The sequence below is a fragment of the Mesorhizobium sp. M0659 genome (genome assembly GCF_040320605.1).
Lineage (GTDB): Bacteria > Pseudomonadota > Alphaproteobacteria > Rhizobiales > Rhizobiaceae > Mesorhizobium.
On record NZ_JAMYPY010000001.1, the window covers coordinates 444,762 to 459,931 of the forward strand.

14 protein-coding genes and 1 tRNA gene are annotated in these 15,170 nt (G+C 61.3%); 9 read left to right on the forward strand and 6 right to left on the reverse strand.

Annotated elements, in window-relative coordinates; all coding sequences use genetic code 11:
* Window positions 1–10 precede the first annotated feature (10 nt).
* Window positions 11–583 (reverse strand): DUF192 domain-containing protein, encoded by a 573-nt coding sequence (locus NKI31_RS02300; protein WP_023691205.1) that lies wholly within the window; start codon window positions 581–583, stop codon window positions 11–13.
* 113 nt (window positions 584–696) lie between these two features.
* Window positions 697–1,293 (reverse strand): cold-shock protein, encoded by a 597-nt coding sequence (locus NKI31_RS02305; RefSeq protein ID WP_352650237.1) that lies wholly within the window; start codon window positions 1,291–1,293, stop codon window positions 697–699.
* A gap of 358 nt (window positions 1,294–1,651) precedes the next feature.
* Here NKI31_RS02305 and NKI31_RS02310 point away from each other — a divergent pair, with 358 nt between their 5' ends.
* Both NKI31_RS02310 and NKI31_RS02315 read left to right on the forward strand, forming a co-directional pair.
* Window positions 1,652–2,092 carry a VOC family protein gene (locus NKI31_RS02310; protein WP_023667513.1) on the forward strand — a complete coding sequence of 147 codons (441 nt, stop codon included), beginning with the start codon at window positions 1,652–1,654 and terminating at the stop codon, window positions 2,090–2,092.
* 133 nt (window positions 2,093–2,225) lie between these two features.
* Window positions 2,226–2,519, forward strand: coding sequence for a DUF2218 domain-containing protein (locus NKI31_RS02315; RefSeq protein ID WP_023681521.1), 294 nt, complete (start codon window positions 2,226–2,228; stop codon window positions 2,517–2,519).
* A gap of 105 nt (window positions 2,520–2,624) precedes the next feature.
* Here NKI31_RS02315 and NKI31_RS02320 read toward each other — a convergent pair whose 3' ends face one another.
* The 3 genes from NKI31_RS02320 to ilvA form a co-directional block, all read right to left on the reverse strand.
* Entirely contained in the window at window positions 2,625–3,329 is a 705-nt protein-coding gene (locus NKI31_RS02320; RefSeq protein ID WP_023706612.1) for an outer membrane protein, read from the reverse strand.
* A 150-nt stretch (window positions 3,330–3,479) separates the two neighbouring features.
* Window positions 3,480–4,025, reverse strand: a complete 546-nt coding sequence (locus NKI31_RS02325) for a DUF1697 domain-containing protein (RefSeq protein WP_352650239.1) — start codon at window positions 4,023–4,025, stop codon at window positions 3,480–3,482.
* Window positions 4,022–5,278 carry a threonine ammonia-lyase IlvA gene (gene ilvA, locus NKI31_RS02330; RefSeq protein WP_352650241.1) on the reverse strand — a complete coding sequence of 419 codons (1,257 nt, stop codon included), beginning with the start codon at window positions 5,276–5,278 and terminating at the stop codon, window positions 4,022–4,024. The genes NKI31_RS02325 and ilvA overlap by 4 nt, the downstream gene beginning before the upstream one ends.
* Before the next feature lie 124 nt (window positions 5,279–5,402).
* On the opposite strand from ilvA, the gene NKI31_RS02335 reads away from it, so the two are divergent.
* From NKI31_RS02335 to NKI31_RS02345, 3 genes are all read left to right on the forward strand, one after another.
* Complete coding sequence (locus tag NKI31_RS02335) at window positions 5,403–6,806, forward strand: aminopeptidase P family N-terminal domain-containing protein (RefSeq protein WP_352650243.1); 1,404 nt, start codon at window positions 5,403–5,405, stop codon at window positions 6,804–6,806.
* Window positions 6,807–6,952: 146 nt separating this feature from the next.
* A complete protein-coding gene (locus NKI31_RS02340) occupies window positions 6,953–8,026 on the forward strand; it encodes an alpha/beta hydrolase (protein WP_023695396.1) in 1,074 nt (357 codons plus the stop codon).
* A gap of 133 nt (window positions 8,027–8,159) precedes the next feature.
* On the forward strand, window positions 8,160–9,323 hold the full coding sequence (locus tag NKI31_RS02345; RefSeq protein ID WP_352538219.1) for an alpha/beta hydrolase: 1,164 nt from the start codon (window positions 8,160–8,162) through the stop codon (window positions 9,321–9,323).
* 21 nt (window positions 9,324–9,344) lie between these two features.
* Here NKI31_RS02345 and ade read toward each other — a convergent pair whose 3' ends face one another.
* Window positions 9,345–11,156, reverse strand: a complete 1,812-nt coding sequence (gene ade, locus NKI31_RS02350; protein WP_352444060.1) for an adenine deaminase — start codon at window positions 11,154–11,156, stop codon at window positions 9,345–9,347.
* A gap of 261 nt (window positions 11,157–11,417) precedes the next feature.
* Between ade and NKI31_RS02355 the strand changes: the two genes are divergently transcribed.
* The 4 genes from NKI31_RS02355 (at window position 11,418) to NKI31_RS02370 (ending at window position 14,525) form a co-directional block, all read left to right on the forward strand.
* Window positions 11,418–12,269 carry an alpha/beta fold hydrolase gene (locus NKI31_RS02355; RefSeq protein ID WP_023695399.1) on the forward strand — a complete coding sequence of 284 codons (852 nt, stop codon included), beginning with the start codon at window positions 11,418–11,420 and terminating at the stop codon, window positions 12,267–12,269.
* 129 nt (window positions 12,270–12,398) lie between these two features.
* Window positions 12,399–13,061, forward strand: a complete 663-nt coding sequence (locus tag NKI31_RS02360) for an outer membrane protein (protein ID WP_352650246.1) — start codon at window positions 12,399–12,401, stop codon at window positions 13,059–13,061.
* Between the two features lie 128 nt (window positions 13,062–13,189).
* Window positions 13,190–13,275 (forward strand) — tRNA-Leu (locus tag NKI31_RS02365).
* 1,058 nt (window positions 13,276–14,333) lie between these two features.
* Window positions 14,334–14,525, forward strand: coding sequence for a hypothetical protein (locus NKI31_RS02370; RefSeq protein WP_023667524.1), 192 nt, complete (start codon window positions 14,334–14,336; stop codon window positions 14,523–14,525).
* The last annotated feature ends 645 nt before the right edge of the window (window positions 14,526–15,170 follow it).

Here is a 15,170-nt window from a genome sequence, read left to right on the forward strand (position 1 = left end):
CGGGAGCGGCTCAGCCGGCGCCGGGCGTGGGCGCGTTGCCCTTGTCCGATGGCGGCATGCCGGGGCCGGACACCGTGCCGACGGCCGGATGGCGCAGCAGATCGCCATGGTCGATGCCGTTTTTGGCGGCGGTGCCGGCCTTGAGCTCCAGCACGAAGCGCACTGGCACACCCGGCGAGATGACTGCATCGGACAATGGAGTGCCGTGCTTGACGGCCCGCACCTTGCCGTCCTGTCCAACAAAGATCAGGTCGAGCGGCATCGGCGTGTTGTGCATCCAGAAGCCGACCTGCTTCTGCATCTCGAAGACGAACAGCATGCCATGATTGTCGGCCATATCCTGGCGATACATCAGGCCGGCCTCGCGTTCCGAGTCGGTGTCGGCGACTTCGATCGAAAAGGATTTATCGCCCCCTTTCGTCGCCACGACCAAGGGTGTCGGATCGACGGGAAGGATCATCGCCTGACCGCCGGCGATCGTCTGCTGGGATGCGGTCGGCTGCCCGGAATAGAAGTAAGCGCCTGCGGCTACCGCAACGATGACGCAGAGCGCGCCCGCTGTCAGCCAGTTCCTGTACGCCATTGGAAATCCTCGACCAAAGACCATGATCCCTAAAAGTGGTCTCAGGTATTCGGATAAGATCGTGGTGAAACCAAGAAAAACGCCGTCCTGACTTCCTCAGGAAGGCTCGCGTCCTAATGCGCGACCGGCAAGGTGCCCATATCGGGGTGAATCTCGGCAGCCATGAGGCCCTTGTCACCGCGTCCGAATCGCACCAGCACGACCTGTCCGGGCCTGAGCTCGGTGATGCCATAGCGGCGCAGCGTCTCCATATGGACGAAGATATCCTCGGTGCCCTCGCCGCGCGTCAGAAAGCCGAAGCCCTTGGTGCGGTTGAACCACTTGACCAGCGCCCGCTCGAGCCCGCTTTCCGGCGTCACCGCCACATGGGTGCGCTGTTCCTGCATCTCGGCCGGATGGATCGCCGTAGTGGTGTCCATGGACAGCACCCGGAACGCCTGCAAACCACGGTCGCCGTGCTTGACAAGGCACACGACACGCGCGCCCTCCAATGCCGTCTGAAAACCGTCCTTTCGAAGGCAGGTGACATGGAGGAGGATGTCGCCCGAAGAACCGTCATCGGGTAGTATGAAACCGTAGCCCTTGGCCACGTCGAACCATTTGATGGCGCCGGCGATTTCGACAAGGTCGGCGCTATCGCCGCCACTGTCGCGCTTCAGGGCGCCGTCAAGGTTCTCATCCCGCCTCGTGAAAGAGGCCTTATCCCCCATAAGAACGCCCCCTTTTTTTCAAGAAAACCGCAAGTGATTCTTGACATTAGATTAACACCGCCGCTTCCGGGGTGTGCAAGACCTGCCGTGCCTTTTTTCACGGTTGAATACAGGAATAGCTGACTTGTTGTTTGCCGGCGTCGCTGCCGGCAGCAATGACGATCCATCAAGGCGGTCAACCGGTCGGCAATTTGCAAGGGATTTTGCCGAAATCGGCAACCACTTGTGTTCGACGGTTTTGTCAGAGCAATCTGATTTTTCCAAAACCGGTGACCACTTTTCCAGTCCGATGCTCGTTGCCCTTCGGCGGGGTGGACCTTATGTTGCCTCGCAACCCAAACATCCCCGAGGAAATCCCATGCGCTACCTCCACACAATGGTCCGTGTCGCCGACGTCGATGTCTCGCTTGATTTCTACTGCAACAAGCTCGGCCTTAAGGAAGTGCGCCGCTACGAAAACGAGCAGGGCCGCTTCACGCTGATCTTCCTCGCCGCCTCCGAGGATGTAGAAAGCGGCATCACTGAGAAGGCGCCGCTGATCGAACTGACCTACAATTGGGATCCGGAGGAGTACAAGGGCGGCCGCAATTTCGGCCATCTCGCCTATGAGGTCGACGACATCTACGCCACCTGCCAGCATCTGATGGACAATGGCGTCATCATCAACCGGCCGCCGCGCGACGGCAACATGGCCTTCGTCAAGTCGCCGGACGGCATCTCCTTCGAACTGCTGCAGAAGGGCCCGGCCAAGCCCAAGGCCGAGCCGTGGGCATCGATGCCGAACACCGGCACCTGGTAGCGATCACGCCATCTTGAGCGAGGCGGCCGCGCCGACAAGCCGGCCGCCTTTGCCATTTCGAGCAACGGCACCTATTTACCTGCCTGTCGCGCCAGCCAAACAAAGCCAGTGCCTCATCCAGGAGAATTCATTTATGCCGACCAGCCGTGCCGATGTCACCACCGCATATGCCAGCCGCTATTTGCAGCAGCTGTGCAAGCACTGGGCGCACAAATTTCCCGTCGAGTTCGATCCAAACCACGGCACCATCGATCTGTCGCTCGGCCGCACGGTTCTCGATGCCGATGCGGCAGCGCTGCATATCACGGTGTCGACGGATGAAAGTGGATCGCTGGAGCGCATGGAGAGCGTCGTTGCCGATCACATCAAGCGCTTCGCCTTCCGCGAGGAGCTGACTTTCGAGTGGAAGCAGGCTCCGGCGACCTGATCTGCTGTCAGCCGCAACGCCGAACGCCGGAAGCTGCCAGCCCCGGACAACGTTATGGCGTCACTTGGTTGCGACGCCATCTGAATTGTCGGAACGACGGATCGATCAGAACTTGTAGTTCAGGCCGATCTTGATCGTATGGGCGTCGATCTTCACCCTTGCGTCGTTGCCCTCGATATCTGTCAAACGGACCTTGCCGAAGTCGAAGTACTGGTATTCCAGCTTCGTGGTCCATTTGTCGGCGAAGGCCCATTCGACACCGCCACCGATCGTATAGCCGAAGCGGCCTCCGCTCCTCGATGCGCTGCTGTCCGGGTCGGGCACCCCGTCAAAATCGAAAGTATCGCCATAACTCAATTTGTAGTGAGTCGCCGCCGCGCCGCCCTTGGCGTAGATCAGCAGCCTGTCGGTGGCGTAGCCCAGACGTGCCGTCAGATCGCCATAGACGCCCAGTTTCGCCGATCCGAAATTGTCCGGCTCTTCGACGATAGTCCTGTCGCCGTCGAGGCCGAGATAGCCCAGATCGGCTTCGACGCCATAGACGAATGCTCCGGACTGCCAGTTGTAACCGGCCTGAACACCGCCGAGGAAGCCGTCGGTATCGACGTCATGGGTCTGACCAAGCTCCTCGTCGAAGAAGGAATCCGTCTGGTCGACCGCGTCACCGCGTCCCCAGCCATAGCCGGCGTTGATGCCGACATAGCCTCCCGACCAGACAAACCCTGCCGGCACGGTCTCAATCACGTCGGCGGCGAACGTCGCGCCGCAAGCCGAAATCAGGAAAGTGGATGCGAGAAGCAGACGTTTCATGAAACTCCCCAATGCAGTCGGAAAGAGCATAGCACAGACATGCAGTATTCATTAAGCTGCCCAGGCCGGAAAATCGGAAATTGTTGCAGAAAAACAACTGTTTAGCCGAGACTTAATTAGCATCGCAACCGCAACGCAGATCTAAGCGATTCAAAGCGAACGCGCCATCTGCAGCAGCGCCAGCACCGACCGCCAGTTGCGCGCGGTGCCTGGCACTTTCAGAACGCGTGGAATGAGGTTGGCAAACACTGATTTACCCAGCCCGTCTGGCGCCTTGAGGTAGAGCACGTCGCCCTTGACCTCGAAGCTTTCCGGGCCGGTGCATTTTTCGGCAAGCCTGGCGATCTCGTCCGCCGTCGGCTGGCGCTCCAGCGTGTAGGCGTGAAGCTTGGTCGGATCGCCGGCGACTTCCGGATAAGGATTCTCCTTCACCAACCGTTCGAACCAGGAGAGATCGCGCACCATGATGCGCGAGTGAAAGCCCCATTTTCTCTCGAAGGCCGCCTCTATCTGTTTGGTCAGCGTGGCGGCGTCGCCCTTCTTGGTCCGGAACACGACATTGCCGCTCTGCACATAGCTGGCGACATCGGTGAAGCCTAGCGCCTCGAATAACGCCCGCAACTCCGCCATCTGGACGATGCGGTTGCCGCCGACATTGATGCCGGAAAACAGTGCGACGAAGACAGTGCCGCTCATATGATGAACCCGGCCAGGGTCTCGTTGTCGGTGATGTCCTGATAGTGCACGCCCTCGGCCTCGAAATTCGCCCTCAGCAAATCGAAGTTTCGCCGGTCTTTGGTTTCGATGCCAATAAGCACAGAGCCGAAATTGCGCGCCGATTTCTTCAGATATTCGAAGCGCGCGATGTCGTCGTCGGGACCGAGCAGTTCGAGGAAGTCGCGCAGCGCGCCCGGCCGCTGCGGAAAGCGGATGATAAAATATTTCTTCAGCCCCTCGAAGCGCAGCGCCCGCTCCTTCACGTCGGGCAGCCGCTCGAAATCGAAATTGCCGCCCGACACCAGCGCGACGATGGTCTTGCCGCGGATTTCCTTGCGCGAAAAATCCTTCAACGCGTCGATCGCCAAGGCACCGGCCGGCTCCAGCACCACACCTTCGATGTTGAGCATCTCGATCATGGTGGCGCAGAGCCGGTTCTCAGGGATCAGCCGCACCGCCTGAGCAGCGAACTCCTTGAGGTGGCGCAACGGCTCGCGGCCGATCTCGGCCACCGCCGCGCCGTCGACGAAATTGTCGACATTGGCGAGCCGGACGCGCTTGCCGCTGGCGAGGCTCTGATGCAGGCTCGGCGCACCGGCCGGTTCGCAAAAGACGTAGCGCGCGTCACGTTGCTGATCGGCGAAATAGTGCGTCACCCCCGCGGCCAGGCCACCGCCGCCGACCGGCAGCATGATGATGTCGGGCATGCGCGCGCCTGGCATCTGGTCGGCGATCTCATAGGCGACCGTCGCCTGCCCCTCGATAATATCCTTGTGGTCGAAGGGCGGCACCATATGCGCGCCGGAACTTTCGGTGAATTCGAAGGCGGCGCGGTAGCAGTCGTCGAAGAAGTCGCCGACCAGCCTGATCTCGACGAAATCGCCGCCGAACAGCCGCGTCTTGTCGATCTTTTGCTGCGGCGTCGTCACCGGCATGAAGACCACGCCCTTCTTGCCGAAATGGCGGCAGACGAAGGCAAAGCCCTGCGCATGGTTGCCGGCCGAGGCGCAGACGAACAGCTCGGCCTCGTTGCCGGCGGCAAGCGCCTTGCGGAAAAAGTTGAAGGCGCCGCGGATCTTGTAGGAGCGCACCGGCGAAAGATCCTCGCGCTTCAACAGCACCCGAGCCCCCGTCTTCTTCGACAGATAGTCGTTTTCCTGCAGCGGCGTTTCGGGAAAGATCTCGCGGATCGCGGCTGCGGCGGTGGCGACACGGGAGGAGAAACTGTTCATGGCGCCGTCACCTCTGGATCGAATGGTTCGAAGGCGAAGCCTATTGCACAATTCGCCGTTTGCAGCCACCGATGCGGCGCGGCCGCTTTGACGCGCCAGCAGGAAATCCATTGGAGCCATCTTCATGCCTGTTTCGGCTGTCGCCCTGAAGACCGTAGACCTTCCTGAATTCGGCGAGCCAACAGTGATGCCGCTAGTTCAGCGGCGGACCTACGAAGCGCGCATCGAGGCTCTGCTGGCGCGCGGCGCCAAGGCCGGGCTCGACGCCTTTGCCGTCTATGGCGACCGCGAGCACGCGGCCAATGTCGCCTATCTCAGTGGTTACGATCCGCGTTTCGAGGAGACGTTGCTGGTCATCGTCCCCGGCAGCCAGTCAAAGCTTCTCGTCGGCAATGAGGGCTGGGGCTATGCCCAAATCTGCGACGGGCCTTACGAGCGCGTCCTCTACCAGACCTTCTCGCTGCCGGCGCAGCCACGCGACCGCTCGGCCTCTCTATCCGACACGCTTGCCGCCTGCGGCCTGAAGGCCGGCCAGAAAATCGGCGCCATCGGCTGGAAGCCGTTCGGCCCCGGCGATGGCGGCTTTGGCGAGACGACGCTCGACCTGCCGTCCTTCATCGCCGATACGCTGCGCACACTGGCCGGAGACAGAGGCGCGGTGGTCAACGCCGCCAACCTGTTGATGAACCCATCCGACGGCCTACGCGCCATCAACGAGGCAGACCAATTGGCGTCCTTCGAATTCGCCGCGACCTTTTCCTCGCAGGGCCTGCGCAACGTGCTTGGGAATATCGAGCCCGGCATGAGCGAATTGCAGGCCGCGCGGCTGATGGGGATCAACGGCCTGCCCCTGTGCTGCCACCCGATGCTGTCCGCCGGCAGGCGTGCGCCCTACGGCTTGCCTAGCCCGCGCCTCGACATCATCAAGCGCGGCGATCCCGTCACCATGGCCTATGGCATCCAGGGCTCGCTCAACGCCCGCGCTGGCTTCCTGGTCGAGAGCGCCGCGGAACTGCCGCGCGAGATAGACGATTATGTCGACAAGCTGGTCGCGCCCTATTTCGCCGCCGTCGTCGACTGGTACGAGACCATCGGCATCGGCGTTGCCGGCGGCGTGCTGTGGAAAGCCGTGCACGACCGCATAGGCGACCCGTTCTTCGGCGTCTCGCTCAACCCCGGCCATCTCGTTCACATCGACGAATGGATGCATTCGCCGGTGTTTTCGGGCTCGGACATCAAGCTGCAATCGCGCATGGCGCTGCAGGTCGACATCATTCCGGCGACCGGAACCAGCTATTTCACCACCAACATCGAAGACGGTATCGCGCTTGCCGATGAGTCCCTGCGCGAGGAGATCGCGGCCCGCTATCCCGAGGCATGGCGCCGCATCGAGGCGCGCCGCGCCTTCATGCGCGACGTGCTGGGCATCAGGCTCAAACCCGAGGTATTGCCCTTCTCCAACATTCCGGCGTTCCTGCCGCCATTCTGGCTTTCGCGCAACAGTGCGATGGCTGTGACCCGACGCTGACCACATTTCGGCTGGACACGACTTACTTCTGCCGCACTCTCACTGTCCGGGAGGTGTCGCGGAGGGTAGACGGGCCGAGGGTAGACAGGCCTTTGGGCCTCAAAGTGAATTCTAAGTGAATTCATCTTTCGATTGGAATTTTTGACGTGCGTTTGAAGACAATTTGCATTCTTGCACTTGCCCTGTTGATCGCCGGCTGCGGCGGCCGCAAAACCGAGGAACTGCTCGGCAGCGCCGTCATGTCCACGCCGGTGACCGAAATCTCGGGCAATCACTCGATCTTCATTGCCACCACACGCAAGAAATCCGACGATCCCAACAAAGTTTTCGACGGCGAACGCTCGGCGACGCTGAACTACGCCCGCGTCACCGTCACCGTTCCCGGCACCCACCAGACCGGCCAGATCGAGCGCCGCTCGCGCGGCAAGTCGAACGACCCGGCGAAATACTTCATGGCTTCCGAGGTCGTCGGCTACGATGCGCAGCCTCAATTCTCAAGCGCGCTCAACGCCGACATCGCCGCGCGCGGCGGCCGCGTCATGGTCTTCGTGCATGGCTACAACACCGGCTTCGACGACGCGGTCTACCGCCTGACCCAGATCGTCCACGATTCCGGCTATCCCGGCACGCCGGTGCTGTTTTCCTGGGCATCGGGCGCCAGAACCACCGACTATGTCTATGACAAGGAAAGCGCCAGCGCCGCCCGCGATCAGCTGGAGGTGACATTGCGCATGCTGCAGCAGTCCGGCGCGCGGCGCATCGACATCGTCGCCCACTCGCTCGGAACCTGGGTGACCATGGAAACGCTTCGCCAGATGGCCATCACCGGCGACCGCGATCTCGGCGGCAAGCTCGGCGATGTCGTGCTGGCCTCTCCCGACATCGACGTCGACGTCTTCAAGAGCCAGATGCGCCGCTACGGCAAGCCGGACAAGCCGTTCATCCTGCTGCTCTCCGACGACGACCGGGCGCTGCGGCTCTCGGGCCTGATCGCCGGCTCGCGGCCACGCGTCGGCGACTACAAGGATGCCGCCGACCTCGCCGCTTATGGCGTCACCGTGGTCGACCTCTCCAAGGTCAAGGGAGGCGACAGCTTCAACCACACCAAATTCGCCGACAATCCCGAACTGGTGAAGATGATCGGCCAGCGGCTGCGCGAGGATGACGGCTTTGCCAGCGACCAGACGGTGACCGACCGTATCAGCGCGCTCGGACAATAAGGCTGTCGCCTTGCGGCTACCGTCGCCGCGTGAGGTCGCGAATGCCGCTCGGCCCGATCACTTTCAACTGGACCGGGCCGGTCTCTGCCTCTACGACATTGAAATCGGCGCCAATGCGCCAGCGGGAGCCCGCGTGAACGAGCGTTGGAAGACTGTCCTGGTCCTTGCGTTCGCGCTCGCTGCCGCCGGCTGCGCCGGCCCGAACACCCATGACCTGTTGAACAAGACGACGGTTTCGGTGCCTGCCTCCGACATCGCGGCCACCCACGAAATTTTCGTCGCCACCACCCGCAAGCAGGCGACCAAGGACCCACGCCAGGTGTTCGATGGCGATCGCTCGCTGACCACCAGCTACGCCCGCGTCGACGTCACCGTGCCGAAGGTCCACCAGGTCGGCGCCATCGAGCGCGCCAAGGGCTCGGCCAATTCGAACCCGGCCAAGCAATTCACCGCCACCGACGTCGTCCACTATGGCGACGCCTCGCAATTCGCCAAGGCCGTCGGCGCCAACATCACCATGAATGGCGACCGCGCGCTGGTCTTCGTCCACGGCTTCAACAACGGCTTCGACGATGGGGTCTACCGGCTGACACAGATCGCCCACGACACCGAATATCCGGGTACGCCGATCTTGTTTTCGTGGGCTTCGAGCGGCAAGACCACGGGCTATATCTACGACAAGGACAGCGCCAACGCCGCGCGCGACGACCTCGAGGCGACGCTCAGGATGCTCGCCAAGACAAAGGTCAAGAGCATCGACATCATCGCGCATTCGATGGGAACCTGGGTGACGATGGAAGCGCTGCGCCAGCTCGCCATCACCGGCGACCGCGATCTCGACGGCAAGCTCGGCCGTGTCGTCCTGGCATCGCCCGATATCGATGTCGACGTCTTCAAGAAGCAGATGATCCGCTACGGCAAGCCCGACAGGCCGTTCGTCATCCTGCTTTCCGCCGACGACCGTGCTCTGCGATTGTCCAGCCTGATATCCGGCGACAAGCCGCGCGTCGGCGACTACGGCAACGCCGCCGACATTGCCAGTTACGGCGTCGTTGTGGCCGACCTCAGCCAGATCAAGGGCGGCGACCGCCTGAACCACGCCAAATTCGCCGACAACCCGTTCCTGGTGCAATTGCTCGGCGACCGTCTGCGCGCTCCAGCCGGCCTTGCATCGGACGAACCCACGCAGGGCCAGATCGACAATCTCGGCCGAGGCCTCGGCAAGGCAGTCGGATCCGTCGCCGAGATCATCATCACCACGCCATTCAAGGTGCTGACCATCGCCACCGGCGGATGAGAGCCAAGCAGCGGGCTGATCTCAGATAAAAAGATCGACCTTCTGGAACGTCGTCACGTCGATCAGGCCGACATCGGAAATCCTGAGTTCCGGGATGACGACCAGCGCCAGCAGCGAGTGCTGCATGTAGGCGTTGTTGAGCGAGCAGCCCATCTTGCGCATTGCTTCGGTGAGTTTCTCGGCCTTGGCCGCCACGATTTCGGCGCGCTCGTCCGACATCAGCCCGGCGATCGGCATTTCGACAAGCGCAAGCTCCTTGCCCTTCGAAAACAGCACCACGCCCCCGCCGACCTCGCCCAGCCGGTTGACGGCCAGCGCCATGTCTTCCTTGTTGGTGCCGACGCAGATGATGTGGTGGGCATCATGTGCGACGCTCGACGCAATGGCGCAGTCGCCCATATAGCCGAAGCCTGAGACGAAGGCATTGGTGACGCCGCCGGTGCCGCGGTGGCGCTCGACCAGCGCGATCTGGCAGATGTCGTTGCGGCGGTCCATGGCGACCAGCCCGTCCTCGACCGGCAGGTCGGCCTCCAGCGCCCGCGTCGGCGCCTGGTTTTCGATCACGCCGATGACCCGCACCCGCACCTCGTTGGCGCCCTTGGGCGCCGCAATGTCGAAGTCGCCTGGCTTCAGCTTCTTGCCGAGCTTGACGGTGTTCTTCGCCGATTTGGGGTAATCATAGGCCGGGATGTCGATCTCGAGCTTGCCGCCCTTGGCCAGCCTGATACCGCGGCCATAGACCTCGTCGATGGTCATGGCGGCAAGATCGGAGACGATCAGCAGATCGGCCAGCCGTCCCGGCGCGATCGAGCCGATCTCGCGCTCCAGCTTGAAATGCTGGGCGGTATTCAGCGTCGCCATCTGGATCGCCGTCACCGGCTTCAATCCCTGTTGGATGGCGTGGCGGACCACCCGGTCCATATGGCCTTCATGCACCAGCGTGCCGGAATGGCTGTCGTCGGTGCACAGGATGAAGTTGCGCGGGTCGAGACCGCTCTCGGTCACCGCCTTGATCTGCGAGGCAACATCGTACCAGGCCGAGCCCAGCCGCAGCATTGCCTTCATGCCCTGGCGCACACGGGCGATTGCGTCCTCGGCGCGCGTGCCTTCATGGTCGTCCTCCGGCCCGCCGGCGACATAGCCATGGAACGGCAGGCCGAGATCGCGCGACGCGTAGTGGCCGCCGACCGTCTTGCCGGCCTTGATCGTTGCGGCGATCTCGCCCGACATGACCGGATCATTGGCGATGACGCCGGGAAAATTCATGACTTCGCCGAGCCCGATGATGTTTTCCCAGGTCATCGCTTCCGCGACATCGGCGACCGTCAGTTCGGCCCCGGCATGCTCCAGCCCCGGCGCGGACGGCACGCAGGATGGCATCTGGACGTGCACGTTGATCGGCATGGCGACGGCCTCGTCATGCATCAGCCGCACGCCGGGCAGACCCAGCACATTGGCGATCTCGTGCGGATCGATGAACATCGAGGTGGTGCCGTGCGGGATGACAGCGCGGCAGAACTCGGTCACCGTCACCATGCCGCTCTCGACATGCATATGCGCGTCGCACAGGCCGGGCACGAGATAGCGGCCGCCGGCATCGACCACCTTGGTGCCCTGGCCGATGGCATGGCTGGCATTCGGCCCGCAATAGGCGAAGCGGCCGCCTGAGATTGCGATGTCGGTGCCGGCTATGATTTCGCCGGAATGCACGTTCACCCAGCGGCCGTTTCGGATGACGAGGTCGGCCGGCTTGCGCCCCGTTGCGACGTCGACCAGATGCGTCGCCATCTCGGTCCAGGGCTTGGGTTTCGTCGCCGACGGCTGCTTGGCCATGAAAGACTCCTGTTTGCCCGACTGTGCCAAGCCGGCAAGGTTTTGGCCAGCGATCACGGACGAAATCCGTCGATGAGAATTCGCCCGGGCGGATGCGCCGCACCTGCTCACCCCGAGGGCAGGCATCAGTGGTGCGGTCATTCAGTTTGGCTTGTGCCGCCACTTATGCTACCATTCTGGCTATGGTGCTGATTTGCGCCGACGACCCGCCGCGAGGCGGGTTTTTGTTGTGATGAGCCCGAAACCTCCTGAGGTGAAGTCATGATCCGGTTCCTGAAAGCACTCGCCTTCGTCACCCTGTTCCTGATCTCGGCCGGCTTTGTATCCGCCGAGGAACGTTGGCAGACCTTGCCGGAGCCGGCGGCGATGCCCAAACCGGATCAGAGCGGGTATGCGCCGGTCAACGGCATCCAGATGTACTATGCCGTTTTCGGCGCCGGTGATCCGATTCTCCTGATCCATGGCGGCCTTGGCCATGGCGACATCTGGGCAAGCCAGGTGGCGACGATGTCCAAGACGCACAAGGTGATCATTGCCGACAGCCGCGGCCATGGCCGTTCTACCCGCACCGAGCAAGCTTACGGCTATGACCTCATGGCGTCGGACTATCTTGCGCTGCTCGACTATCTCAAGATCGACAAGACCGCTCTTGTCGGCTGGAGCGACGGGGGCATTATCGGCATCGACATCGCGCTGCATCATCCGGAGCGGCTGACACGGCTCTTTGCGCAGGCCGCCAACGTCACCACCGATGGCGTCGATCCGGGTGTGCTGACCAACAAGACCTTTGCCGCCTATATCGACCGCTCGGGCCGCGACTACAAGAAACTGTCGAAGACTCCCGACCAGTACGATGCCTTCGTGGCGCAGATCAGCCACATGTGGGAGTCGGAGCCGGCCTGGACCAAGGAACAGCTCGGCAAGATAACCACGCCGACCGCGATCGTTGCCGGCGACCATGACGAGGCGATCAAGCGCGAACACACCGAATACATGGCCTCCGTCATTCCGGGCGCCAAGCTCATCATCCTGCCCAACGCCAGTCATTTCGCCATGCTGCAGGCGCCGGACGAATATAGCCAGGCGGCGCTGGACTTCATCGACGCCAAATAGCGCCCCCGAAATAGAGCACCCCAGCACAGCAACGGGTGCTTCCGATTGTTGAACAATGGGTTCCGTTTTGCGGCGAATAGGATTACCTTCCGGCAAGGCGCCTTCTTAACCGCCTTTTCGGAGAACTCGATGCGCTGTCTGACCATTGCCAGTGCCGGATTTCTGATTGCTCTGGCCGCGCCGGCATTCGCCGCCGACCCGATGGCGGTGACGATGACCGAACCAGGCTTCGACTGGACCGGCTACTATGCCGGCCTGCAGGCCGGCTACGGCTGGGGCCAGTCCGACATATCAGTGACGGAAGGCGCGCCGTTTTCCATCTCGCCCGACATTGACGGCGGTTTCGTCGGCGGCCATGTCGCCGGCCTGTGGCAGTTCGATCAGGCGGTGCTCGGCGCCGAGGCGGAGCTCAATTATTCCGCCGTCGACGGTACGGCGGTATCAGGCCTTGGAAGCACATTCCGCACGGACATCAAGTGGTTCGGATCTGTAAACGCCAAAGCGGGCTTCGCCATGGACCGCGTGCTGGTCTACGGCGTCGGCGGCGTCGCCTTTGCCGGCATCGAAACGTCGCAAGTCGCGGGCGCGTCGTTCGCCGGCACACGCACGAATATCGGCTGGACCTTGGGCGCCGGCGTTGACTATGCGCTGACCGACAAATTCATCGTCGGCGCGCAATATCGCTATTACGATTTCGGCTCCGAGCACTATGACGTGGCGGAACCCTTCAACGATCGCGATCAGGATGTGAAGATGAACGCGGTCGGTATCAATCTCAGCTACAAATTCTGAGCCTTCTCGGCGACTGAGATTTTGGCAACAACCAACTGTTTTGCCATCACGAACCACCTTTCATGAGTCCGACACTCGGCAAAAGATGGCTTGACGGGTTTTCGCTGGCGTCTGAAAAGGGCTGGCCAGCGGACGTGGTGGAAATGGCAGACACAAGGGACTTAAAATCCCTCGATCTCTGATCGTACGGGTTCGATTCCCGTCGTCCGCACCAAATTGAAATGCTTAGGATTCGTTCTGTAAGAACTCACTGGCTACCATAGAAAAGGCTGACGCGGGTAGCCGTAGAGCCGGGATACAAAGCCGGGAACTGCCATGCTGGAGTTTTGGTGTTCGGTATTGGCTGCCGTAAGAACAGTGACGGGGCTGACTGCGCAACTGCGCTGAGCCAATCCCGAACTGGAAAGTAGCCCCTTCGGTCGTAAGCTCGGCAGTTGGGGATCTACTGCATCCGAAAAACGACGGTATCCGTGTCGCTGGATTTGCATCGAATGCCGACCAAAACGCCGAGTTCATAGTCATCGACGTGCCACGGTCGGAACGTCGACCACATCGCAGCGATCAAAAGCAATATTACAAGCGTGCTGGTAGCTCTTCATACCTATGGAGCATGTCGACATCGAGGATGCCTTCCGAAGTACCGGAACTTACAATGAAGGCCGACATGAGAAATACCCGTCGTCCGGCCTTGACGGTCATTATGAGATCAGGATGTGGCCGCAGAACGGGAGCCGGCTGGGGCCGCAGCGGCCTTAACCCGGTGGGCATGCTCCGTCGCGATTTTAAGAAGAGTTGTGGCCGTTTCCTGTGGCGTCCAACCTTGCGCTTCTGACGCAGTCACCAAGGCCGCAAACGCGGCTTCTAATGCGACTTCACAGTTCACCCCACGGTCTGGGCTATCCTCTGGCAATATCGGGGGTTCGACGGATTGGGACATGGTGACTTCTTTCAAAGGGGAAAACCCGCCGCCCCAGCCTTTTGCCACTTGAAAATTTCAGCAAAGGATCATTCCAGCTATCAGCAGCGTGATTAGAACTGACAACGGCACGGCCAGAAGACCGACCAACTCAACATTTCTTGTGTTTTGTCGCTTGTCCATCTTCGTCGCCCGCATGTCGTTGGCTTTGGCATCTTGCCGTCAACGTGCAGCTGTTGGAACCAACCACAAGTGCCGCTGATCGGAGATTCGGGCGGCATCAGCCAATTGCTTTTGAATGCGCTTGCACTTGCTTCGTACGATTCCGTACAGTTCCCCCATAGGGGAGGCGGCCGATGGACCATGACGAGGAAGGCTACAGCATTGACGCCTTCGATTTCGATGTGGTGTGCGAGACCTTCAGGAGATCCGTTCGGGAGTTGAACCTGGCTGAAGAGCATTGGGTAGACCACGCGAAGGCGCTGCTACGGGAATTCACCGACAGCGCACCTGATGACGACATGATTAGCCGGATCGTCGGGCGCTAGTGGCCTATACAGCGGTAGTTGGTTAGAATCGTACCCCGGTCCTGCCACGGAAACCTTTTCCAAGGTTTGCCGCGTCATAGAGGCATCACAGAAGCTCCTGGAACAGATTGCCCAGCGCGGAGGGCCCTATAACGAAAAAGCTCGCCACCGTGAGGCAGCGGGCAGTTTTGGGAGAAACAGAAATGGGAACAATGGACCCCCGAATTGCCAACGGGCCATCGCCAATGCCGTCAGAGAGCCCTGCCTGGACGTGTGGCGTCCTGTCCGGCCCTCGCCATTGATTTCGTCGGCAAGCTTGTCTTTGGCCTCGTGATAGGTCTTGAAGTTGGCATCGGGATGGCAATCGCCGGCTGCCAAGGAGGCCGGCCGCTGGCCGACCCATCAGTTAGGCGTCCGTAGCCAGAGCGTTATAAAGCAGCAAACACGCCAGGATAGGAACGGCGCTGCCTAGCAGCTGGTCTGCCGTGAGGCCGGAAAAATAGACAAGATGAAACGTCACCATCGCTCTACCAATCACGGTTCGGAACACTGCCGAATTAACCGTTAGCCGACGCTAATGTTCCGCTCTGGACTCACTACCGCTTTGGAAGAATCCTGCATCAGCGCCCCGCCGACCTTGATCTCAACGTCCGTGCCACAAGGCTT

Bases quoted from the DNA above. Each gene is read 5' to 3' on its own strand.
- NKI31_RS02370 (WP_023667524.1), top strand. From the start codon at position 14,334: ATGGACCATGACGAGGAAGGCTACAGCATTGACGCCTTCGATTTCGAT.
- NKI31_RS02315 (WP_023681521.1), top strand. From the start codon at position 2,226: ATGCCGACCAGCCGTGCCGATGTCACCACCGCATATGCCAGCCGCTAT.
- NKI31_RS02335 (WP_352650243.1), top strand. From the start codon at position 5,403: ATGCCTGTTTCGGCTGTCGCCCTGAAGACCGTAGACCTTCCTGAATTC.
- ade (WP_352444060.1), bottom strand. From the start codon at position 11,156: ATGGCCAAGCAGCCGTCGGCGACGAAACCCAAGCCCTGGACCGAGATG.
- NKI31_RS02325 (WP_352650239.1), bottom strand. From the start codon at position 4,025: ATGAGCGGCACTGTCTTCGTCGCACTGTTTTCCGGCATCAATGTCGGC.
- NKI31_RS02355 (WP_023695399.1), top strand. From the start codon at position 11,418: ATGATCCGGTTCCTGAAAGCACTCGCCTTCGTCACCCTGTTCCTGATC.
- NKI31_RS02305 (WP_352650237.1), bottom strand. From the start codon at position 1,293: ATGGGGGATAAGGCCTCTTTCACGAGGCGGGATGAGAACCTTGACGGC.
- ilvA (WP_352650241.1), bottom strand. From the start codon at position 5,278: ATGAACAGTTTCTCCTCCCGTGTCGCCACCGCCGCAGCCGCGATCCGC.
- NKI31_RS02360 (WP_352650246.1), top strand. From the start codon at position 12,399: ATGCGCTGTCTGACCATTGCCAGTGCCGGATTTCTGATTGCTCTGGCC.
- NKI31_RS02300 (WP_023691205.1), bottom strand. From the start codon at position 583: ATGGCGTACAGGAACTGGCTGACAGCGGGCGCGCTCTGCGTCATCGTT.
- NKI31_RS02310 (WP_023667513.1), top strand. From the start codon at position 1,652: ATGCGCTACCTCCACACAATGGTCCGTGTCGCCGACGTCGATGTCTCG.
- NKI31_RS02320 (WP_023706612.1), bottom strand. From the start codon at position 3,329: ATGAAACGTCTGCTTCTCGCATCCACTTTCCTGATTTCGGCTTGCGGC.